Genomic DNA, 18,867 nt, shown 5'->3' on the forward strand with positions numbered 1-18,867 from the left:
GGTCAGGATTGTAAGGTATCATAAAAATTGTTTTGGGCTTCCTGTCGTTCAAGGTTTTTAATGTGCATCAGGCAATACTTCTCATTTTTACGAGGCAAATAGCAGCTTTTTTCAAAGCCATAAAGTTCTTCATGTACCTTATTTTTCCATTTAATATGCCCGTTTAACTTGAGGATCCTAAACTGGTAATCCGGAAAGTTAACGCGGTTAAGTTTATCAACCGTCCAGTTCCATTTTTGTATATGCGCCTCTGTAAGCCCTTCAACAATATTAACCCTTGGTACCAGGAAGCAATCGCAATCTGGCTTCCGGTACAAACGTTTTTTTATACGTTTGATAAGCGTTTTCTTAGGGATTTCATCGGCATCTATCTGAAACAGGTAGTCGCTGGATGCATTTTTCACCAGGTTATTTTTAAACGATGCAAAATCGCTGTTAAGCTTTGCCTTTAAATGTACTATTTGATGCTTATACTTTTCAATTACTGCGGTAGTTTTTTCATCCTCCTTAGTAATATCCTGCAATATTATTACTTCATCATTTTTATCAATGTTTTTGAGCAAATGAGCCAGCAATTTGTTTAGTTGCTCATGTTCATTACAAACCGTTACGCCGTATGATATGCTTACTTTATTTTTATAAAAACTGAAAAACATTATTTCCTTTTGATGAGCAGGTGTTGATAAGTTGCAAAGTTAGCTATCCTGACCCGGAAAATATGCTTTCTGAATATCATATTGCCCAACCCTAACAACTTGTAAATTATTGCAGTTCGTTTCTGTCTTTTGCGCGTAATTAAGCCGCTTAGGTTTTCCAGGATATCCAGCGAACGTGCACCAAATTTCTTTCCGTCAAAAAAAACAAGGATGTCATTTTCTTTTTTTGATGGTATGATTTTATCTTATTATTTAAATTAAACAGGGTATTCCGTTGCTCCCGATCAATATATTCGTTGAAATCACCATCTACATAAACGGTAGCACAAAGTGGTTCTATTTTTTCAAGCAACTCTGTGCTTCCATTCTTTACTACAAACCCAACGTCGTATTTTATTTTTACTGCCGATGAATTTTTGAAACCCCACTTCCTGAAAAAATTACGGTTAGAGTTTAGTTCAATCTGCATGGTACGGTTTTGATACTCCTCTGAAAACCTGGATGTTTTACTAACAAAGTGATAACACAAAGCATTAACTGTTACGTATCCTGTGAGGCCCAGCAGTCCCAGTCTTATAATCATATCGTCATCCTCACAAAACATCGGATTGTATAAAGGGTCAAAGCCGCCGATATCGAGCAATGTTTCTCTTAGCATACAAAAGAAAAAAGTTGTAGCATCATTTTTAACATCGGGTTGCTTTTTGTTTTGAATTTCAGCAGCGTATTTATAAAACCCCGCAATATCAAAGGTGTTAATATCGGCTCCAAAATCTTTTACAAGTTTGCCTGGTCTTTCGTCATCAGCAAAAACCGGCGGTTCAACGGTGGTAAATTTGGTGATGCTTTGTTTCGATATGCTTTTCTCCAGATATTCAATAAAATTGGGAGCAATTATTATATCGTTATGTAATAAGGCAACGTATTTTTTTGTTGCTATTTCAATGCACTTGTTATAAGTATCTGAAAATGTTTTCGCTTCATCCGAATAATAATACCTGACATTGCTGTCATTCAAACTATCCAACCATAAATGGGTTCCGTCGGTACTATTGTAACTTGTAAAAACAATTTCAACATCAGGGTAAAGGGCGCGCGTGGTAGCATAAAAGTTTTTACTGTAGTCTAAATTATTCTTCAGTCCTACCAGTAATGCTATATTATTATTCATTTTTTTAACGTTGATATGCCTGATGTATTTAAGCACAATCTTTGATAAAGGTATATAAAATCGGATAGTTTCTAACAGGCCAGGTTCTGTCAGCTGTAAGTATTAGTAAATGCCCCCGGCAGCTTCTATATTTTTGATCACTTTAATTACTTAATTACTATTAGCTTTGCACTTTTAAAATAATTTGATGAAGATATATTTCAGGCTTCTGTCATTCGCTCGTCCTATAGGAAAATTTGCATTCCCTTATTTTATATGCACGTTGTTCTCGGTAATATTTAATACGCTCAATATAGCGTTGCTTGCACCCTTACTTACTACAATTTTTGATAAACACGCTGCAAATGCCGTAATTGTTAAACCCAAAAACTGGTGGGACCCTATTAAGGACTTTGAATTTTTCGCTCATACAGCTAATCAACATTATGGCCCGTTTGGCGCTTTAAAGTTTGTTTGCATAGCAATCGTTACATCAGTTTTACTTAGTAATTTATTCAGGTATTTATCGCAGCGCATAATGGAAAACCTGCGTATTTATACATTGCTTAACCTTCGCCGTACTGTATTTAACAATGTAATGAACCTGCACCTTGGTTATTTTAGTAATGAACGCAAGGGCGATATCCTTTCAAAAATTTCAGCAGATGTGCAGGTGGTGCAGTTTTCGGTTACCGGTACTTTACAGGTTGCTTTCAAAGAACCTTTTCAATTGATAGCCTACCTGATAATGCTGTTTGTAATATCCGTTAAACTAACCTTGTTTTCCATGCTGATAATTCCTGTTTCGGCGTTTATAATATCAAGGATAGTTAAACGGCTTAAAGAACAGGCCGCCGAATCACAACAAACCTATAGCAACATGATCAGTAATCTTGATGAAGCATTATCGGGTATTAAGATCATAAAAGCATTTAATGCTGCTTCATTTATAAAAGACCGTTTCGATCACGAAAACAAGGAATATTCAAGAATTACCCGATCAATGGCCAAGAGGCAGCAAATGGCCTCGCCTGTATCCGAATTCTTAGGCGTTTTAATGGTTGCCGGCATCGTGTTATATGGTGGCTCGCTAATTATAAGCGGCACCGGCACTTTAGCCGCCTCGGATTTTATTGTTTACATTGCCCTTTTTTCGCAAGTTATGCGTCCGGCTAAAGCAATTTCAGATTCTTTTAGTAACATTCACTCCGGCATAGCAGCAGGCGAACGCGTACTGGCGCTAATAGATGAGAAACCACTAATTGTTAACGCTCCTGATGCCACAGAACTTACCGGCTTTGAAGACAAGGTTACATTTGAAAATGTATCATTTGCTTATGCAGTTAAACCTGATGTTAAGCAATCCGCTGATACCGGAAAGTCATTGATTGAAACTGAAAAATATGTACTTAAAAACATTAACTTCGAAATTCCGAAAGGAAAAACAGTAGCCCTTGTCGGGCCATCCGGCGGAGGAAAATCAACTTTGATGGATCTGCTGCCCCGGTTCAGTGAGCCTCAATCTGGTACGATCTCTATCGATGGTAAAAATATCCAAACCGTTACCATGGAATCATTAAGAGCTTTAATGGGTATAGTTAACCAGGAGTCCATTTTATTTAATGATACCATTTTTAACAATATCGCTTTTGGTAAAACAGGTGTAACGCAGGCAGAGGTTGAAGCGGCTGCGCGAATAGCCAATGCCCATAACTTTATTATGGAAACGCCAAATGGCTATCAAACCAATACCGGCGACCGCGGCACAAAATTGTCCGGCGGCCAGCGCCAGCGGATCTGTATTGCACGCGCGGTGCTCAACAACCCGCCAATCATGCTATTAGACGAAGCTACCTCTGCATTGGATACCGAATCCGAAAAACTGGTACAGGAAGCATTGAACAACCTAATGCAGAACCGGACATCGCTTATAATAGCCCACCGTTTAAGCACCATACAAAATGCAGATATCATTCTCGTTCTTGAAAATGGCTGCATTGTTGAACGTGGCTCGCATTTGGAATTATTGCAAAACAATGGTTTGTACAGGAAACTGATAGATATGCAGGCCTTTAACAGCGGAGAGTGAGTTGAGAGTCCAAAGTCATAAGTCCTAAGCCCTACAAGTTCAAAGTATTAATCTGATCATGTCTGACAGACATCCGACTTTGAACTATCGACTTAGACTTCGAGCTTAATACTGTCCTATCGATAACATTACTAACGTACAGGCATACTCCGTTTCGATGCCCTGCTCGTTAGCCTTGCGCCTCAGTTCGCTGTTTTCAGTACCAGGGTTAAATATGATCCGTTTGGGTTTTGTGTTCAATATATAATCATACAACGAAGGTTGATTTTGTGGGCCAACATACAGCGTTATGGTATCAATATCACGGTGTATGGTTTCAGGTTTTTCAATAGGTACGCCAGCTACTTCGCCCGTTTTTACGCCGACATTAACAATGGTATGCCCGCGTTCAACCAAACGGGTAGCCGCAAAATTGGCATACCTGCTGGTATCTGGCGTTGCCCCTAATATTAATGTTTTTTTATTAGCCATTGATCATCCTGTTTAATAAAGCAATTTGCGCGGAATGATAAATATGATGCTGTATCAAACCGGTCACCTGGTATTCGTAAGTTTCTCCGGCTTCTCCGCCCTTTTTGGTAACAGGCTCGTTCCATTTTTCTTCCGGGAAGTTTTGGATAAAGCCTGCCAGGTTTACATTCACCAGCTTTATATCTTCAACAATCCATTTCCACTTTTGTTCGTCGGGCAGGCCGGGTTCAGGCCAGTCACCACGAACCGGCAACTGTGCGTCCATGCCATTCATGCGGTCCATTACTTCTTCAGTCCATCCGGTCATGTGCAAAATAATAGCGGCAATATTATGTATTGAGCCAGCGGGCTTTTCATAGGCAGCTTCAAAACTGATATTATCAACAATGGAATAAACTGAGGGGCCATACCATGGTTCGCCCGACAAAACGCTTTGAAGCTGGTTAAATAATTTTTGAGATGTGGTCATGATAATATTTTTAAAGCAGCAGTTGCACAGTTAATTCCATCAATAGCAGCAGAAATTATACCACCCGCATAGCCCGCCCCCTCTCCGCAGGGAAATAAACCCCTAACCTGTGGATGCTGTAAGGTCTCCCTGTCGCGCGGAATTTTAACAGGCGATGATGTACGCGATTCAACGCCAACCAAAATGGCGTCGTTGGTATAATAGCCTTTCATTTTTTTACCGAATACCGGTAGCGCTTTGCGCAAGCGCTCATTGATCCACCCCGGTAACAATTCTTTAAGTTCAACGCTTTTAGTACCGGGCAAGTATGAATTAACGGGTAAATCGTTTGATAAACGGTTCTGCACAAAGTCAACCATCCGTTGTCCGGGCGCTACCAGATTACCGCCACCGGCTACAAAAGCAGCATGTTCAACCTGTTTCTGAAAGTTGAGCATCTTAAAAGGATCGCTATCATCGCCGGCAACGTCCTCCAGGTTAATCTGAACTACCGTACCCGAATTGGCAAATGGGTTATTTCGCTTTGAAGGGCTCCAGCCGTTTACCACAATCTCCCCTGCTTCTGTTGAGCACGGGGCTATGATGCCGCCCGGGCACATACAAAAAGAAAACACACCGCGGTCGTCAACCTGTTCAACAAGGCTATAATATGATGGCGGCAAATCAGGGCCTCGCAATTCGCAATGATATTGCGCGCGGTCAATTATTTCTTGCGGATGCTCTATCCTTACACCTAAAGCAAAAGGTTTAGCTTCGATCAGGATATTTTGGCTATGCAGCATTTCAAACACATCCCTTGCCGAGTGGCCTGTAGCCAGGATCACAGCATCTGACATAATCTTTTCGCCCGCAGCTATTTTGACGCCTTTAATTTTTCCAAAATCAACCAACAGTTGACTTACTTTGGTATCAAACATGATCTCACCGCCTGCGTTCAGCACTGTTTCGCGCATGGCAGTGATAATCTGCGGCAGTTTGTTGGTACCGATATGCGGACGGGCGTCAATCAAGATATCTTCGGCAGCACCATGGGCTACAAACATTTTAAGCACCTGGGTCACGTCTCCCCGCTTGGTTGAGCGGGTATACAGCTTACCATCCGAATAAGTACCTGCCCCGCCTTCCCCAAAACAATAATTTGATTCGGGGTTAACGAGGCCTTGTTTGTTGATATTTGCCAAATCACGGCGGCGTTGTTTTACATCTTTGCCCCGTTCAATAACAATTGGTTTTAAACCCAGTTCGATGCATTGCAGGGCAGCAAATAATCCGGCCGGGCCTGCACCAACGATGATTAATGGTCGGCCAAATTGCACGTTGGGGTAATTAACAGAAAAAATTTCAGGCTGGTAGACCTCTTCTATAAAAACCCTCACCTGCATGCGGTAAACCACACGGCGGCCGCGCGCGTCAATAGAACGCTTTAAGATTTTTAACGCCGAAATATTTTTCAGGGGAATTTTCAGCGCTGCTGACGCCAGTTGCTTTAAAACTGCTTCATCTTCCTGTTGCCCGGGAGGACAAACTATCTCTGTTTCTTTTGTCATGACTGATGCCGGGTTTTTATCCCGGATGGTGCAAAGTTAAGAATCCCCGGTTAAATCTCTCCTCAAAGGGGGAGACTTTTAAAAGTATCGGGAGAAGGTTCAAAATCCTCAAAACCGTTCGGCTTTGCACATTGACCGTACGCTATCGAACAGTTTTAAAAGCCAACAAAAAATAAAATACTGAAAATCAATAAATTACAAAATGGCACTTAGATTGGCATGCACCTCATGTATTTAAATAATAGAACAATGACTACCGCCGACGAACGCTTACACACTATATGGAATGGCTGCATGACTAACGACAGGAAGAGCCAGGAACAATTATACAGGTTATTAGCACCACGTATGCTTGCTGTTTGCATGCGTTATGCAACCGATAAAGACGAGGCACAGGATATATTACAGGAAGGTTTTATAAAAATGTTCCGCAATATGAAAAACTACCGTGGCGAAGGCAGTTTGGAAGGATGGATCCGCCGCATCATGGTACATTGCGCCATATCACGTTATCGCAAGTTAAAGCCAATAGTTTTGGTTGATGATTTTGCAGCAGAGGAAGCCGCCGCTATACCTATCAGCAGCTCATTTAATGATAATGGACTTGAAGCTAAAGACCTGATGAAACTGGTACAAAAATTACCAAAAACATACCGCTCTGTTTTTAACATGTACGCCATTGAAGGTTACTCGCACCAGGAAATAGGTCTCGTCGCTGGGCATGAGCGAACTTTTATCACGCACTACACTGCACCGTGCCCGTACGCTTTTAAAAGATATGGTAGCGAAACTAACCATGCGCGAAGAACATTGCCTGGCAGGATAAGCCGGTCCCGCTATTAACCTTATACAAATCATTTACAATGACGCAGCCCCTGATGGGGCTTTCTGCTTTTATAGGGTAAAAGAACAGAACATTCTCATAACTCACGTCTCATATCTCAAATCCATTAATTATTTCTCATATCGCACATCTTACGTCTCACATCCTTCTATAATTTACCAAAAAGCCGTAACTTGACACCTTGTCAGCAACTCATGCCCTTTGTAACAACGGTACGTGATTTGCACTCTAACCCAAAACATCACAAAAACACACGAAAAACAAATGAAAAAGTTATTCTCGGTTATATTAATCATAGCTGCAGCTATGTCCTTAAGTTCATGCAGCTATAACAGTATGGTTAAATTAGATGAAACTGTTAAAGCTAAATGGGGTGCCGTGCAAAGCGATTACCAGCGCCGTAGCGACTTGATCCCCAATTTAGTTAATACCGTAAAAGGCGCAGCAAATTTTGAAAAAAGCACCCTTACAGCTGTGGTTGAGGCACGTTCAAAGGCAACATCGGTGCAAGTTGACCCCAACAAGCTTACACCCGAATCAATAAAAGCTTTCCAGGCATCACAAGGTGAGCTAAGCGCGGCCCTTGGTAAATTGCTTTCAATTACTGAAAACTACCCCGACCTGAAATCGAATTCCAACTTCCACGACTTGCAAATTCAACTGGAAGGCACCGAAAACAGGATCAATGTATCGCGCAAAGATTTTAATGATGCCGTTCAGGAATATAACAGCAAAATCCGTTCGTTTCCAGCCAATATAACTGCCAAAATGTTCGGTTTTTCTGAAAAAGGCTATTTCACTGCCGAGCCTGGTGCCGACAAAGCCCCTAAAGTAGAGTTTAATTAATTATTGAATTACTGAATTATTGAGTTATTGAATTACGACTTGTACTTCAACAGTTAAACAAGCCCACAGATGCAATAACTCCACAATTCAACAATTCACAAAATCAATAATTAAAATATATGGCTGTATTTAACGAAGAGGAACAGCAGCGCATCCGCAAAGCTATTGAAGATGCCGAGCACCGCTCATCGGGCGAAATCAGGGTGTGCATCGAAAAGCGGTGCAGTGAAAATGTTCTTGACCGTGCTGCAAAATATTTCCAACAGCTCAATATGCATAAAACCAAGCTCAGGCATGGGGTGCTTGTATATGTGGCCACCGTCGACCGCAAATTTGCCATCATAGGCGATGCCGGTATTAACCAGGTTGTCCCCCCCGATTTTTGGGATACCACCCGCGATGATATGCTGCAGCATTTTAAATATGGCGATATTGTTGAAGGAATTGTTACAGGCCTTAAAATTGCCGGGGAACAGCTCCAAAAATATTTCCCTCATCAAGATGGCGATCAAAACGAACTTCCGGATGATATAGCCTTTATGGATGGCGATTAAAAATTAAAAACATGCTCAAAAAGTTTATACTGTTTTTCGGATTTACACTTTGCGTTATTGCCGCAATTGCTCAGGACTTTCCGGAACGCTCCAATACTCTCGTAACAGATTATACCAACACTCTAAACCCGGCTGATAAACAGCGACTGGAAACTAAGTTGGTAGCCTTCAATGATTCCACTTCAACGCAAATTGCAGTGGTGATCCTGAAATCGACAGGGAGTTATGATATTAATGACTATGGCGTTCAACTGTTACGGAAATGGGGTATAGGGCAAAAAGACAAAAATAATGGCGTATTGGTATTGGTTGCTATTGGCGACCGTAAAATGAGTATTCAAACCGGCTACGGCGCCGAGGGCGCCTTGCCCGATATCGTTACTCAGGATATTATCCAAAATGACCTTAAACCGCACTTTAAACAAGGCGACTATTATGGCGGACTTGATGCTGGTACCAACAGCATTATCAAAGCAATGAAAGGCGAGTATAAGGCGGCAAAAAAACAAAAGCAAAGCAACGGCGGCCCGGCTGGTTTTATAGTCATTGTCATAGTCGTAGTTATCCTGATCCTGGTATTCCGCAATCGCGGCGGCGGAGGCGGCAGGCAAATCATTGGTCGCAGGGGGTGCAAGCCCATTCTGGTGGTTCCTGGCAGGTAACATGCTTGGCGGCGGAGGCCGGAGCGGCGGTGGCGACTGGGGAGGTTTTTCCGGCGGTGGCGGAGGCGGTGGCTTTGGTGGTTTTGGCGGCGGAAGCGGCGGCGGCGGCGGCTCAAGCGGCAGCTGGTAGTCGTTCACGGTATAACACATCTTAACCAATGCAAAAAGACTTCATCTTACGCGAGATTGAAAAGATCGTATATTCGATATCAAAGCTGGCAGGTTTCAAAAACGCTGCAAATCCTGAAGCATTTATTCAACATGCTGATCAAATGCTTCAGGACGAGTATGATCTAAAATTGAACGATCTGCTTGAACTAAGCATCGAAGATTTTGACATTTTACTCAACGAGAGAAACTATTCGCCCGAAAAGCTGGATGCTTTAGCTCAGTTGTTATATATGTATTATGAACCTTTTGCAGCTAATGACGAAACCTTGGCCGCCTTACAAAAGATCATTTCTATATTTAACCGACTGGAGAAGAATCACAATCGAGCATCATTCGAAAACATAAACAAGCGTAACGCTATCTATCAATTTCTGCAAAATAACTATGAGTAAAGATCTCACCTGGAAACTACTTTCATCATCATACATCCACAAAGGCCCCTGGGCCACCCTCCGCATTGATAAATGCGAAATGCCAAATGGCAAAATAGTTGAAGATTACTATGTACTTGAATATTCAAACTGGGTTAACGCAGTAGCCATAACCGAAGACAATAAAGTATTGATGGTGAAACAATACCGTCATGCCGCAGGTGTTATCTCGCTCGAAATTCCGGGCGGTGTGATTGATGCAGGCGAAGAACCTGTACACGCAATACGCCGGGAATTGCTGGAAGAAACCGGCTACCAGTTTGACGAATTTGAACTGATTTGCACTGTATATGGTAACCCATCCACTGCTAACAATCAAACATTTACCTATTTTACTAAAGGTGGCAAAAAGGTGCAGGGCCAACACCTCGATGAACTGGAGGAACTGATTGTTGAAGAATACACCATTGAAGAAGTAAAACAACTACTGCTCAATAACGAGATAAAACAAGCTATGCATTGCGCCGGTTTGTTTTATGGAATGATGAAGTTGGGTGTGATGTAGAATATCACTCCGGGCAATTGCCCTTCCGCCTTGTATCAACTATGTAAATGATTTTCCAGCCATCTGCGGTTTTCATCAATTGAAAAACATCCACTCCACAATGGCTGTATTTATCATCTAAGTAAAACTTGTATGGAGCCCAAACGCTGGCCAGCGGACCGTCAATTTTAATATCGGCAAAAGTTATACGTTCATCATAAACACCCTTATGTGGCGTGCCAATAAGTTTGATAAAATCGTCAGGGTTTTCAATTTCCAAAGTTACGGTTCCATCCTTTTTGTTGGCTACGCTATGAAAAGCGATTCCTTTAGCAAAGGTGGATCTAAGCATCGTGCTATCGCCCTTACGCATGGCGTTAAACATAGTATTGATGGTTTGCTTAATAGCATCCTGCTCCGTTTGCTGGGCGAAGGATTGGAACGACAATAAAATAAATACTGCGAGGATAAGTTTTTTCATAACTAAATATACCTCATTTACCTTTCTCCATAACAATTTTAGTTATTTGCCGGATACATCTGATTAAGCTTTTTAATGATCCCCGTCCAGTCGCCACCAAACTTCAGGGTCAGCATTTTACCCTCGGGCGATATAATAATCTTAGAAGGATAGCTTGAAACGCTATATTGCTTTTCAATAGTATCATTCGCCATAGCCGCAGGTATCTCAAACTTATTAGCGGTAATATATAGTTTTACCTCCTGCTCGTTATCCCGGCAGGCAATACTTAAAAAATTGATACCGCTATGTTTGCCTTCACTCAGCTCCTTGTTAAAAGCATTAATTTGGGGCATCTCAGCGCGACATGGGCCGCACCAGGTTCCCCAAAATTCAAGTACCAACCAACTATTCCTGAACGCGGCCAATGAATATTCCTTGCCATCAAGTGCCTTAAGGGTAAATGGCGGTGCGGTTTTCCAGGTACTTATCACATCCGAAACAAAAAAATCCTTAAAACTTTTATTTGTAAAATGCGACTCATACAATTTTTGTAATTCGTCAATATTATCCAATCCGGCGTTAACGTGATCAACAAATACCTTAAGCGCTTGTGTATCATCCCCACTATTAAAAAGCCGTTCAATGAACTCTTCCCTATAACTCTCCTTTGAATGCAGGAAAACCCGGTCGTAATAACTGGCATGAGCCTTTTCCTTGGTAGTAGCGGGTGAACACCTGGCCGCTTTTGAGAGGTATTGCAGCGCCTTAACCGAATCGGCAGGTTTTTCGGCCTGATATTTCAGATACCAGGCATAAGCCAGCATATTTTGATCGGCATAGTGGTTAGCATTAAGCGTATCTGCGCTGTATCGCTCCAGGTTTTCAATCGTTTTTAACAAAAGTGCATTTGCCTTGGCAGTTGCGTGAGCGCCTAAAAGCAGCTTATACGTCAATAAGGCATATCTGCTACCATTTCCAGCTTTCATACTGGCATCGTCCATATGCATAAAAGCTTTGGCTGTTTTGTTTAACAAGTTGGGCTCTTGTTCATGTTTTTTTGCGTTTACCCACAAATAAAGCGGGTTTATTTTTTGTTGAATCAACACATCTTTATCCTGATGCAGTAAAAGTAGCAGCTCATTTGCCTTTTGCACAGAATTGCGCCGTTGCTCGCTTTGCTCGGCAAGCACTTTCTTTACATCTGCGTCACTTAGTTTTTGTAAAGCCACATACCTCTTAAAGCCTTCGTCCTGCATAAGACTGGCTATATCTGAACTTAAAAAACTTTGTGCATATGATTCCTGAATGAGTTGATCAAACAATCTGGTTTTATAAAGGTATTTACTGATCACATAGGCCGAGTCGGCAGAGGTATTACTCACCTCAACAAATTTATTGAACAAGTGCCCTTCCTCGTCTTTCAAAAACCTTGTGGGTGTATTTCTGAGCATTTTGGAGTAAGCATCATAATTACTGGAACCGGCTATTTCTTGCATTAAATTTAATCTGGTTACTACATAATAAGGATCATTACCAAATTTAGCATCGTTATCCCTGAAATAGCGATGCACCTTTACCGAATCGAACATCGTATTGGTTTTAAGAGCATCACTAAATGAACGACTTGTTTTTATGGCCATGCTAATCCAGGCAGTATCCTGCGTATAATGCCTTTCACCATACCGCAGGCTTTGCTTGTAGGCATACTGCGGCACCATTATTTTTCTCCCTTCTTCTTCCTGTTCAAACTTGGTTTCTGTTGCATATTGCCACTGCTCCATGAGCCCCGTTACCTGGTTAAAAATACCCGAGCCGCTCATGCCCTGGCCATTTCCTGTTTTAATACTTGTTGAAGTAATATAAAGCAAAGCACCATTAATAGCAGTAACCTTATAATTTAAGTTATCGCTTGTCCACTCGCTTTTGTAACTGATGGTTTGTGGCGGCAATTGAGTAAATATGCCGGTTATACTGGTTTCAGGAAAGCTTTTACCATTAGCCTTTAGCTGTGAAGCCATTGCATCGCTGAGGCCCCATTTGTCAATGGCAGCCTGCAAAGCTTTATCAACACCGGTAATACTCAGCAATTGCCCGCGCGGGCTCATTGTTACAGTTAACGGCTGATGCATCAACGCCAGATGTAAAAGCAGCCAGGACGAGTTTAATTTAAGTGTATGGATGCTATCGGTATTTAATATACTATTGGAACCTGGATATTTAGCATAGAGGCTACTCATAACCACTTTTACAATCCTGCACTCAAGTACAGTATTAGGCCCGTCTTTACCCTCTACCTTAAAGGCAAAGGTTAAAGTGGAATAGTCCGCCATATCGGGCGACCTCGTTTCTGTATGCACATCAACCTCAAATTGCTTGCCTTTTTCAAGGGTAACGGATTGACCATAAATATTTGAAAAATGGAAAAAAAACAAAAACAGCAGGAGGGTGTGTTTTTTCATATGCAGTTTTATGATAAGGTTTACAACCGTTAAAACTACATTTAAAAAACATAAAAACAAAAAAGGCCGGTTAAAAATAACCGGCCTTTTTGTTGTATTAGCGAGCAATTATTAGCTCATTTTTAGTTTCTTCTGAATATCTGCTACGTACCCTTTAAATTTCTTGTCCGTGTCAATCAAATCCTCCACAGTTTGGCAGGCATAGATCACGGTTGAGTGGTCACGGCCACCAAAAAAATGACCGATTGATTTCAATGAACTTTTGGTATGTGCCTTAGCCAGGTACATCGATATTTGACGGGCTTGTACAATTTCACGTTTGCGGGTTTGAGATTTTACCATTTCAATAGGTACTTCAAAGTACTCGCACACTAAACTTTGGATATACTCCATCGAAATTTCTTTAGATGAGTTCTTCACAAAGTTTTTCAACATTTGTTTAGCCAGGTTCAGGTCAATCTCCTTACGATTAAGGGTTGACTGGGCCAGTAACGATACCATGGCGCCTTCCAGCTCCCGTACGTTATTATCAATGTTATGAGCAACGTATTCGATCACATCGTTTGACAGATCGATGCCATCCTGGTAAATTTTATTCTTCAGGATAGCCATACGGGTTTCCAGGTCAGGGATCTGCAAATCGGCAGATAAGCCCCATTTAAACCTCGAAAGCAGGCGTTCTTCCAAACCGGCCAGATCCTTAGGCGCTTTATCTGATGTAATGATTAGTTGTTTGCCCGATTGGTGCAGGTGGTTAAATATATGGAAGAAGAAATCCTGTGTCTTTTCCTTACCGGCAAAGTTGTGCACATCGTCCATGATCAGCACGTCAATGGCCTGGTAAAAGTTCACAAAATCATTAATATTATTGTGCTTTAAAGCATCAACAAATTGCTGCGTAAATTTTTCGCATGATACATACAGTACCAGTTTATCGGGCAGGGTGCGCTTAATTTCGTTACCAATAGCTTGTGCCAGGTGCGTTTTACCCAAACCTACACCACCATAAATCATTAAAGGGTTAAATGAAGTACCTCCGGGTTTAGCGGCAACGGCATAACCGGCAGAGCGGGCCAAACGGTTGCAATCACCTTCAACAAAGTTTTCGAAGGTGTAGTTACGGTTAAGCTGAGGATCTACGTTCAACTTCTTGAGCCCGGGTATAACAAAGGGGTTTTTAATATCCTTGTTAATTGAAATAGGTATCGGCATACTCTGATGTTTTGAATCAGCGCCATTTCCGTTTGAAGGCATGTTAGTTGTGTATGGTTTACTTGATGATTGCTCAACAACTATATTATACTCTAAACGTCCTTCGTCGCCCAATTGTTTTTTGATTGTCTTGCGCAGTAACCCTACATAGTGCTCTTCAAGCCACTCGTAAAAGAATAAACTTGGTACTTGTATGGTTAATACGCTTCCCTCCATTCTCAAAGCTTTAATCGGCTCAAACCAGGTTTTAAAACTCTGGGCCGGTATGTTGTCTTTGATGATCTGAAGGCAGCTATTCCAAACGTTCGTACAAGTTTTTTCCATATAAATAAAAGTAAAATATTGATTTCCAACCCCCAGCGAAACAACTTTTGGCCTTGCTACGGAACATCGAATATTGCCAAAAAAAGCTTATAAAAAAATTAAATTTTCACTTTTTTAACATTTGGCTTTTTACTAACAAATTCGATTTTTTAATGAAATTTTTGTATGGATAACATAATTTTTGGTATAAAAATCACAATCCAAATATTTCTCAATTGTTTTTTTCTTTTTTGGAATTTCAAAAAAAAGAATAATAAAACCGCCGGTTACAACCCTTAATTATACGTCAAAACAGGGGTAATTGTTGAGCCGTTTCAGCTATTATTATAAACTAAAAAATAATGCGCTGGTTTAGTGTTTTATAAAATTAAAAATTAACTTTTTTTGATTTGCGGCACGCAATAAACACATACCTAAAAGCCGCACCCCGATCCTAATATTCCCCAAAAACGCCGCGCAATACGTCGGCAATCTCTCCCAGGGTTGCATAGCTCTCTACCGAAGTTACTATAAACGGCATTAAGTTTTCAGCACTGGCAGCAGCCATTCTCAAAAGATGTAAACTTTTCTCAACTTCTTCACTATTACGCGCCTTTTTTAGCTCTGCAATTTTTTCCGATTGCATTTTTCTGATCGCATCATCCACCCTAAACACGTTAACGGGAGCTTCCTCCTGCTGGGTAAACCTGTTAACACCTACAATCACTTTTTCGCCGGTTTCAATCTCCTGTTGGTACTGATAAGCAGAGGCTGCTATTTCCTGCTGGATATAATCCTGCTCTATGGCTTTTACCGCGCCACCCATAGCATCTATCTTATTTATATATAATTGGGCTGCTGCTTCTATCTCATCTGTCAAAGCTTCGATAAAGTATGAACCGGCAAGCGGATCAACCGTATCGGTAACACCGCTTTCAAACGCGATAACCTGCTGGGTGCGCAAGGCTATTTTGGCTGCGGCTTCTGTTGGTAACGACAAGGCTTCATCATACCCGTTGGTATGCAATGATTGTGTACCCCCCAGCACGGCAGCCATTGCCTGGTTGCTTACCCTTATAATATTATTGAGCGGCTGTTGAGCGGTTAAAGTAGAGCCGCCTGTTTGCGTATGAAAGCGAAGTTTTTGAGCGCCGGCATCGGTAGCTCCCAATTGTTTAGTAATATGCGCCCACATGCGCCTTGCAGCCCGGAACTTGGCTATTTCCTCAAAAAAATTACTATGACAGTTAAAAAAGAAGGAAAGCCGCTTGGCAAACACATTAATATCAAGCCTTTTATCCAACGCGGCCTTTAAATAAGCTTTGCCATTGGCCAATGTAAATGCAAGCTCCTGCACGGCGGTTGAGCCTGCTTCGCGGATGTGATAACCTGATATGGAGATAGTATTCCATTTGGGCACCTCTTTACTGCAGTATTCAAATACATCGGTAATGAGCCGCATGGATGGCGCAGGGGGATATATATAGGTACCACGGGCAGCATACTCTTTTAATATATCGTTTTGGATAGTACCCGAAATCTGTTTCAGATCAGCGCCCTGTTTTTTTGCCAGGGCAATGTACATGGCCAGCAAAATAGGAGCGGTTGCGTTGATGGTCATGGAGGTGGTGATATTCTTAAGTTCAATACCCTCAAATAAAACCTCCATATCTTTTAACGAATCAATGGCTACGCCTACCTTGCCTACCTCACCCTCGGCAAGGGGGTGGTCGGAGTCATAGCCTATTTGTGTTGGGAGATCGAAGGCTACCGAAAGTCCGTTTGTTCCCTGGCTTAATAAATAGTGGTAGCGCTTGTTTGATTCTTCGGCGGTTGAAAAACCGGCGTATTGACGCATGGTCCAGGGTTTGCCCCGGTACATATCTTTTTGGATGCCGCGGGTAAAAGGGAACTCACCGGGCAATTCATTCATATTTGAAGGTTCGGTATAAACCTCCTTAATTTCGATACCCGATGTAGTGGTAATTTTTTTATCCCTGGCCATAAGCTTAGTGTAATTCTTCCATGTCCTGCCTGATGAGCCCAAGCGCCACATCATAAGGGTTATCTTCAAGCTTACTTAAATGTACCAGGATAACCTTACTTAACTCAAGTGCTGAAGTATCAGGAGGTAAAGCCTTTACAGCATTATTGATCATATTAATGGTATCGTCCTTTACCCTTTTTACCACGTTCCAAACCCGGGCGCTTACATAAATTTGCTGCGTAATGTTATGCTGAAACTCGTTGCGCACCTCGTTAACAATAATAGCCTGCAATTCGGCGGCGGTATCGGCCGATCCGTTAAGGCGGATAAGTAAACTTGCAGGATTAACCCTTTCAATGAAAAGTACAACCCTTTCGTAAGCCTGCAGGCGCAAGGGCAGTGTTTGATTACTGATAGTACGTTTTAATTCCAATAGCTGGATACTTTCTGATTTATCAAGGTATGGTTTAAACAGGTAAAAAGCGATATACACAACGCCTAAGCCCGAAATAGTATATTTTAAAATATCAAACAAAAAAGGTAGAGTGGGCATGTTTATAAATGTTATACAGGGGTCATAAAATTATGACACTAACAAAAATCTGCATTTTACGTTATATTTGTGTGGAATAAATAAAAATAAAGATGAGTATAGCTGTTGAAGCTGCTCCGGTTTCTTTTACACCGGGCGCAGTAAAAGAACTTTATAAATTAAAAGACCAGCAAGAAATACACGACGAATTTGGTTTACGTGTTGGTGTTGAGGGTGGTGGATGTTCGGGCATGAACTATATTTTAGGCTTCGACATGAAAAAAGACGGCGACCAGGAATATATTATTGATGGTATTAAAGTTTTCATGCACAAAGCGCACGGTTTATACCTGGCCGGTATGCAAATCGATTACCAGGACGGATTAAATGCCCGTGGTTTTACTTTCAACAATCCTAATGCTGCCAGCACCTGCGGCTGTGGTTCTTCTTTCTCGGTTTAAAATTTTCTTTAAAATATTATAAAGCGGTATCACGATCATCCTGATGCCGCTTTTTTTGTAAGACGCATAATTGCGTCTCTACCGCGTGCAATTTACGCAATTGGGCATGCGGCTTGTCTTACGGGAGACACAATTATGCGCCCCCACATTGAAACAATTGCCTCATTTTAATCCCTCGTTAATCGTCTTTCTCATCCAATACGGGGAGTTTACTGCAAATCCTACAGTATGAAAGGTAACTTTTCCCTCCTTATTTAATATAACACTGGTTGGATAAAGGCCTATTTTATACCTGGCGGCTATATTCCGGCCATCATCGATAATATCATACTTAAACTCCGTTTGCTTCAGAAATTTCTTCAGATCGTAGCGATAATCCAGTGCTATTGCCAAAAAAATCACGTTTGAGTTACCCTTATAATCATCAACCAGCTTGTTTAACTCCGGAATCTCCTGCATACAGGCCGGGCAGCCTATAAACCAAAAATTCAAGACAACGACTTTGCCGCGTAAATCTTTTAGTTTGATTTTATTACCGTTAATATCATGTGTACTAAACGGTTCCATTATCTCACCGGTGTTAAAATAGGTCGATTCGTAGGGTTTGGGGAGAGAAGCCATGTACTGCTCTTTGGCTTCTTCGGGCGATAGCTGTTTCGGCATACTCTCTCGTGTTCCTGTCGTTTGCTCAGTTTCAGACTTTATGTACCGCACTTCTTTGGTGCCCTTCTTCTTAACAATAAAGGCAGTTTTAGGATCTTCTATATTCTCGGGCCATAAAACAAACTGCCTGGTACGCACCAGATCGCCCCATTCCTTGTAAGTAAGTTGCTTTCCGGTCGAATCTTTTACTACCGAATGTTCGTCAATATTAAAGGAATGCTTAACAACTTTATGCAACAGGCTGTCCTGAGGCCACGCACCAACACTCAATACAATAAATAAAAACAAGAGGAAAATTTGCTTCATGGCAAGTTTAGTTTATATTTCATAAATATACCTGAAGATATTTAATATATAGGGATTAAAATTGCAACAAACAGGCAATATCATTGACGCCAGGCTATACTATCCAT

Annotated in this window: 20 protein-coding genes; 9 read left to right on the forward strand and 11 right to left on the reverse strand. The window is 41.4% G+C overall.

Annotation, left to right across the window (positions count from 1 at the left end):
* Positions 1-2: 2 nt before the first annotated feature.
* Entirely contained in the window at positions 3-656 is a 654-nt protein-coding gene (locus tag ACQ86K_RS25640) for a glycosyltransferase (RefSeq protein ID WP_091165846.1), read from the reverse strand.
* Positions 657-804: 148 nt separating this feature from the next.
* Positions 805-1,827 carry a glycosyltransferase family 2 protein gene (locus tag ACQ86K_RS25645; RefSeq protein ID WP_431199036.1) on the reverse strand — a complete coding sequence of 341 codons (1,023 nt, stop codon included), beginning with the start codon at positions 1,825-1,827 and terminating at the stop codon, positions 805-807.
* A 187-nt stretch (positions 1,828-2,014) separates the two neighbouring features.
* Between ACQ86K_RS25645 and ACQ86K_RS25650 the strand changes: the two genes are divergently transcribed.
* On the forward strand, positions 2,015-3,895 hold the full coding sequence (locus tag ACQ86K_RS25650; protein WP_431199037.1) for an ABC transporter ATP-binding protein: 1,881 nt from the start codon (positions 2,015-2,017) through the stop codon (positions 3,893-3,895).
* A 105-nt stretch (positions 3,896-4,000) separates the two neighbouring features.
* Here ACQ86K_RS25650 and ACQ86K_RS25655 read toward each other — a convergent pair whose 3' ends face one another.
* Genes ACQ86K_RS25655 through ACQ86K_RS25665 form a run of 3 tightly spaced genes read right to left on the reverse strand, consistent with a single transcriptional unit; the run spans position 4,001 to position 6,382 of the window.
* Positions 4,001-4,366, reverse strand: coding sequence for a CoA-binding protein (locus ACQ86K_RS25655; protein ID WP_091165836.1), 366 nt, complete (start codon positions 4,364-4,366; stop codon positions 4,001-4,003).
* Positions 4,359-4,835, reverse strand: coding sequence for a DinB family protein (locus tag ACQ86K_RS25660; protein WP_091165832.1), 477 nt, complete (start codon positions 4,833-4,835; stop codon positions 4,359-4,361). Before ACQ86K_RS25660 ends, ACQ86K_RS25655 begins: the two co-directional genes overlap by 8 nt.
* Positions 4,832-6,382: an NAD(P)/FAD-dependent oxidoreductase gene (locus ACQ86K_RS25665; RefSeq protein ID WP_431199038.1), complete on the reverse strand. Its 1,551-nt coding sequence runs from the start codon at positions 6,380-6,382 to the stop codon at positions 4,832-4,834. Before ACQ86K_RS25665 ends, ACQ86K_RS25660 begins: the two co-directional genes overlap by 4 nt.
* A 249-nt stretch (positions 6,383-6,631) precedes the next feature.
* On the opposite strand from ACQ86K_RS25665, the gene ACQ86K_RS25670 reads away from it, so the two are divergent.
* The 7 genes from ACQ86K_RS25670 to ACQ86K_RS25700 all read left to right on the forward strand — a co-directional run bounded on the left by ACQ86K_RS25670 (position 6,632) and on the right by ACQ86K_RS25700 (position 10,395).
* Positions 6,632-7,225, forward strand: coding sequence for an RNA polymerase sigma factor (locus ACQ86K_RS25670; RefSeq protein ID WP_431199039.1), 594 nt, complete (start codon positions 6,632-6,634; stop codon positions 7,223-7,225).
* A gap of 265 nt (positions 7,226-7,490) precedes the next feature.
* Positions 7,491-8,072 (forward strand): LemA family protein, encoded by a 582-nt coding sequence (locus ACQ86K_RS25675; protein ID WP_090528807.1) that lies wholly within the window; start codon positions 7,491-7,493, stop codon positions 8,070-8,072.
* A 119-nt stretch (positions 8,073-8,191) separates the two neighbouring features.
* The gene (locus ACQ86K_RS25680) at positions 8,192-8,626 is read left to right on the forward strand and encodes a TPM domain-containing protein (RefSeq protein ID WP_090528810.1); all 435 of its coding nucleotides are present in this window, start codon (positions 8,192-8,194) and stop codon (positions 8,624-8,626) included.
* Between the two features lie 11 nt (positions 8,627-8,637).
* A complete protein-coding gene (locus ACQ86K_RS25685) occupies positions 8,638-9,288 on the forward strand; it encodes a TPM domain-containing protein (RefSeq protein ID WP_431199040.1) in 651 nt (216 codons plus the stop codon).
* A gap of 1 nt (position 9,289) precedes the next feature.
* On the forward strand, positions 9,290-9,418 hold the full coding sequence (locus ACQ86K_RS25690; RefSeq protein WP_431199041.1) for a hypothetical protein: 129 nt from the start codon (positions 9,290-9,292) through the stop codon (positions 9,416-9,418).
* Positions 9,419-9,446: 28 nt separating this feature from the next.
* Positions 9,447-9,851 carry a hypothetical protein gene (locus ACQ86K_RS25695; RefSeq protein ID WP_091165818.1) on the forward strand — a complete coding sequence of 135 codons (405 nt, stop codon included), beginning with the start codon at positions 9,447-9,449 and terminating at the stop codon, positions 9,849-9,851.
* Positions 9,844-10,395, forward strand: coding sequence for an NUDIX hydrolase (locus ACQ86K_RS25700; RefSeq protein WP_091165815.1), 552 nt, complete (start codon positions 9,844-9,846; stop codon positions 10,393-10,395). Before ACQ86K_RS25695 ends, ACQ86K_RS25700 begins: the two co-directional genes overlap by 8 nt.
* 4 nt (positions 10,396-10,399) lie before the next feature.
* Here ACQ86K_RS25700 and ACQ86K_RS25705 read toward each other — a convergent pair whose 3' ends face one another.
* From ACQ86K_RS25705 to ACQ86K_RS25725, 5 genes are all read right to left on the reverse strand, one after another.
* Positions 10,400-10,855, reverse strand: coding sequence for a nuclear transport factor 2 family protein (locus ACQ86K_RS25705; protein WP_091165812.1), 456 nt, complete (start codon positions 10,853-10,855; stop codon positions 10,400-10,402).
* A gap of 38 nt (positions 10,856-10,893) precedes the next feature.
* On the reverse strand, positions 10,894-13,296 hold the full coding sequence (locus ACQ86K_RS25710) for a DUF6263 family protein (RefSeq protein ID WP_143020730.1): 2,403 nt from the start codon (positions 13,294-13,296) through the stop codon (positions 10,894-10,896).
* A 111-nt stretch (positions 13,297-13,407) separates the two neighbouring features.
* Complete coding sequence (dnaA, locus tag ACQ86K_RS25715) at positions 13,408-14,832, reverse strand: chromosomal replication initiator protein DnaA (protein WP_090528828.1); 1,425 nt, start codon at positions 14,830-14,832, stop codon at positions 13,408-13,410.
* 433 nt (positions 14,833-15,265) lie between these two features.
* Positions 15,266-16,816, reverse strand: a complete 1,551-nt coding sequence (locus tag ACQ86K_RS25720) for a methylmalonyl-CoA mutase family protein (protein ID WP_091165807.1) — start codon at positions 16,814-16,816, stop codon at positions 15,266-15,268.
* Positions 16,817-16,820: 4 nt separating this feature from the next.
* Complete coding sequence (locus tag ACQ86K_RS25725; RefSeq protein ID WP_091165804.1) at positions 16,821-17,351, reverse strand: hypothetical protein; 531 nt, start codon at positions 17,349-17,351, stop codon at positions 16,821-16,823.
* Positions 17,352-17,443: 92 nt separating this feature from the next.
* Here ACQ86K_RS25725 and ACQ86K_RS25730 point away from each other — a divergent pair, with 92 nt between their 5' ends.
* Entirely contained in the window at positions 17,444-17,791 is a 348-nt protein-coding gene (locus ACQ86K_RS25730) for a HesB/IscA family protein (protein ID WP_091165800.1), read from the forward strand.
* Between the two features lie 162 nt (positions 17,792-17,953).
* Here the strand turns inward: ACQ86K_RS25730 and ACQ86K_RS25735 are convergent, their stop codons facing one another.
* A complete protein-coding gene (locus ACQ86K_RS25735) occupies positions 17,954-18,760 on the reverse strand; it encodes a redoxin domain-containing protein (RefSeq protein WP_091165795.1) in 807 nt (268 codons plus the stop codon).
* Positions 18,761-18,867 lie beyond the last annotated feature (107 nt).

The sequence above is a fragment of the Mucilaginibacter sp. P19 genome, from assembly GCF_050632265.1.
In the GTDB taxonomy this organism is placed as follows: Bacteria; Bacteroidota; Bacteroidia; order Sphingobacteriales; family Sphingobacteriaceae; genus Mucilaginibacter; species Mucilaginibacter gossypii.

What these genes read in the sequence shown, in the direction of transcription:
- ACQ86K_RS25655 (WP_091165836.1), bottom strand. Translation starts at nt 4,366, where the DNA reads ATGGCTAATAAAAAAACATTAATATTAGGGGCAACGCCAGATACCAGC.
- ACQ86K_RS25670 (WP_431199039.1), top strand. Translation starts at nt 6,632, where the DNA reads ATGACTACCGCCGACGAACGCTTACACACTATATGGAATGGCTGCATG.
- ACQ86K_RS25730 (WP_091165800.1), top strand. Translation starts at nt 17,444, where the DNA reads ATGAGTATAGCTGTTGAAGCTGCTCCGGTTTCTTTTACACCGGGCGCA.
- ACQ86K_RS25735 (WP_091165795.1), bottom strand. Translation starts at nt 18,760, where the DNA reads ATGAAGCAAATTTTCCTCTTGTTTTTATTTATTGTATTGAGTGTTGGT.
- ACQ86K_RS25685 (WP_431199040.1), top strand. Translation starts at nt 8,638, where the DNA reads ATGCTCAAAAAGTTTATACTGTTTTTCGGATTTACACTTTGCGTTATT.
- ACQ86K_RS25650 (WP_431199037.1), top strand. Translation starts at nt 2,015, where the DNA reads ATGAAGATATATTTCAGGCTTCTGTCATTCGCTCGTCCTATAGGAAAA.
- dnaA (WP_090528828.1), bottom strand. Translation starts at nt 14,832, where the DNA reads ATGGAAAAAACTTGTACGAACGTTTGGAATAGCTGCCTTCAGATCATC.
- ACQ86K_RS25660 (WP_091165832.1), bottom strand. Translation starts at nt 4,835, where the DNA reads ATGACCACATCTCAAAAATTATTTAACCAGCTTCAAAGCGTTTTGTCG.
- ACQ86K_RS25665 (WP_431199038.1), bottom strand. Translation starts at nt 6,382, where the DNA reads ATGACAAAAGAAACAGAGATAGTTTGTCCTCCCGGGCAACAGGAAGAT.
- ACQ86K_RS25640 (WP_091165846.1), bottom strand. Translation starts at nt 656, where the DNA reads ATGTTTTTCAGTTTTTATAAAAATAAAGTAAGCATATCATACGGCGTA.
- ACQ86K_RS25675 (WP_090528807.1), top strand. Translation starts at nt 7,491, where the DNA reads ATGAAAAAGTTATTCTCGGTTATATTAATCATAGCTGCAGCTATGTCC.
- ACQ86K_RS25645 (WP_431199036.1), bottom strand. Translation starts at nt 1,827, where the DNA reads ATGAATAATAATATAGCATTACTGGTAGGACTGAAGAATAATTTAGAC.
- ACQ86K_RS25710 (WP_143020730.1), bottom strand. Translation starts at nt 13,296, where the DNA reads ATGAAAAAACACACCCTCCTGCTGTTTTTGTTTTTTTTCCATTTTTCA.
- ACQ86K_RS25695 (WP_091165818.1), top strand. Translation starts at nt 9,447, where the DNA reads ATGCAAAAAGACTTCATCTTACGCGAGATTGAAAAGATCGTATATTCG.
- ACQ86K_RS25725 (WP_091165804.1), bottom strand. Translation starts at nt 17,351, where the DNA reads ATGCCCACTCTACCTTTTTTGTTTGATATTTTAAAATATACTATTTCG.
- ACQ86K_RS25680 (WP_090528810.1), top strand. Translation starts at nt 8,192, where the DNA reads ATGGCTGTATTTAACGAAGAGGAACAGCAGCGCATCCGCAAAGCTATT.
- ACQ86K_RS25705 (WP_091165812.1), bottom strand. Translation starts at nt 10,855, where the DNA reads ATGAAAAAACTTATCCTCGCAGTATTTATTTTATTGTCGTTCCAATCC.
- ACQ86K_RS25720 (WP_091165807.1), bottom strand. Translation starts at nt 16,816, where the DNA reads ATGGCCAGGGATAAAAAAATTACCACTACATCGGGTATCGAAATTAAG.
- ACQ86K_RS25700 (WP_091165815.1), top strand. Translation starts at nt 9,844, where the DNA reads ATGAGTAAAGATCTCACCTGGAAACTACTTTCATCATCATACATCCAC.
- ACQ86K_RS25690 (WP_431199041.1), top strand. Translation starts at nt 9,290, where the DNA reads ATGCTTGGCGGCGGAGGCCGGAGCGGCGGTGGCGACTGGGGAGGTTTT.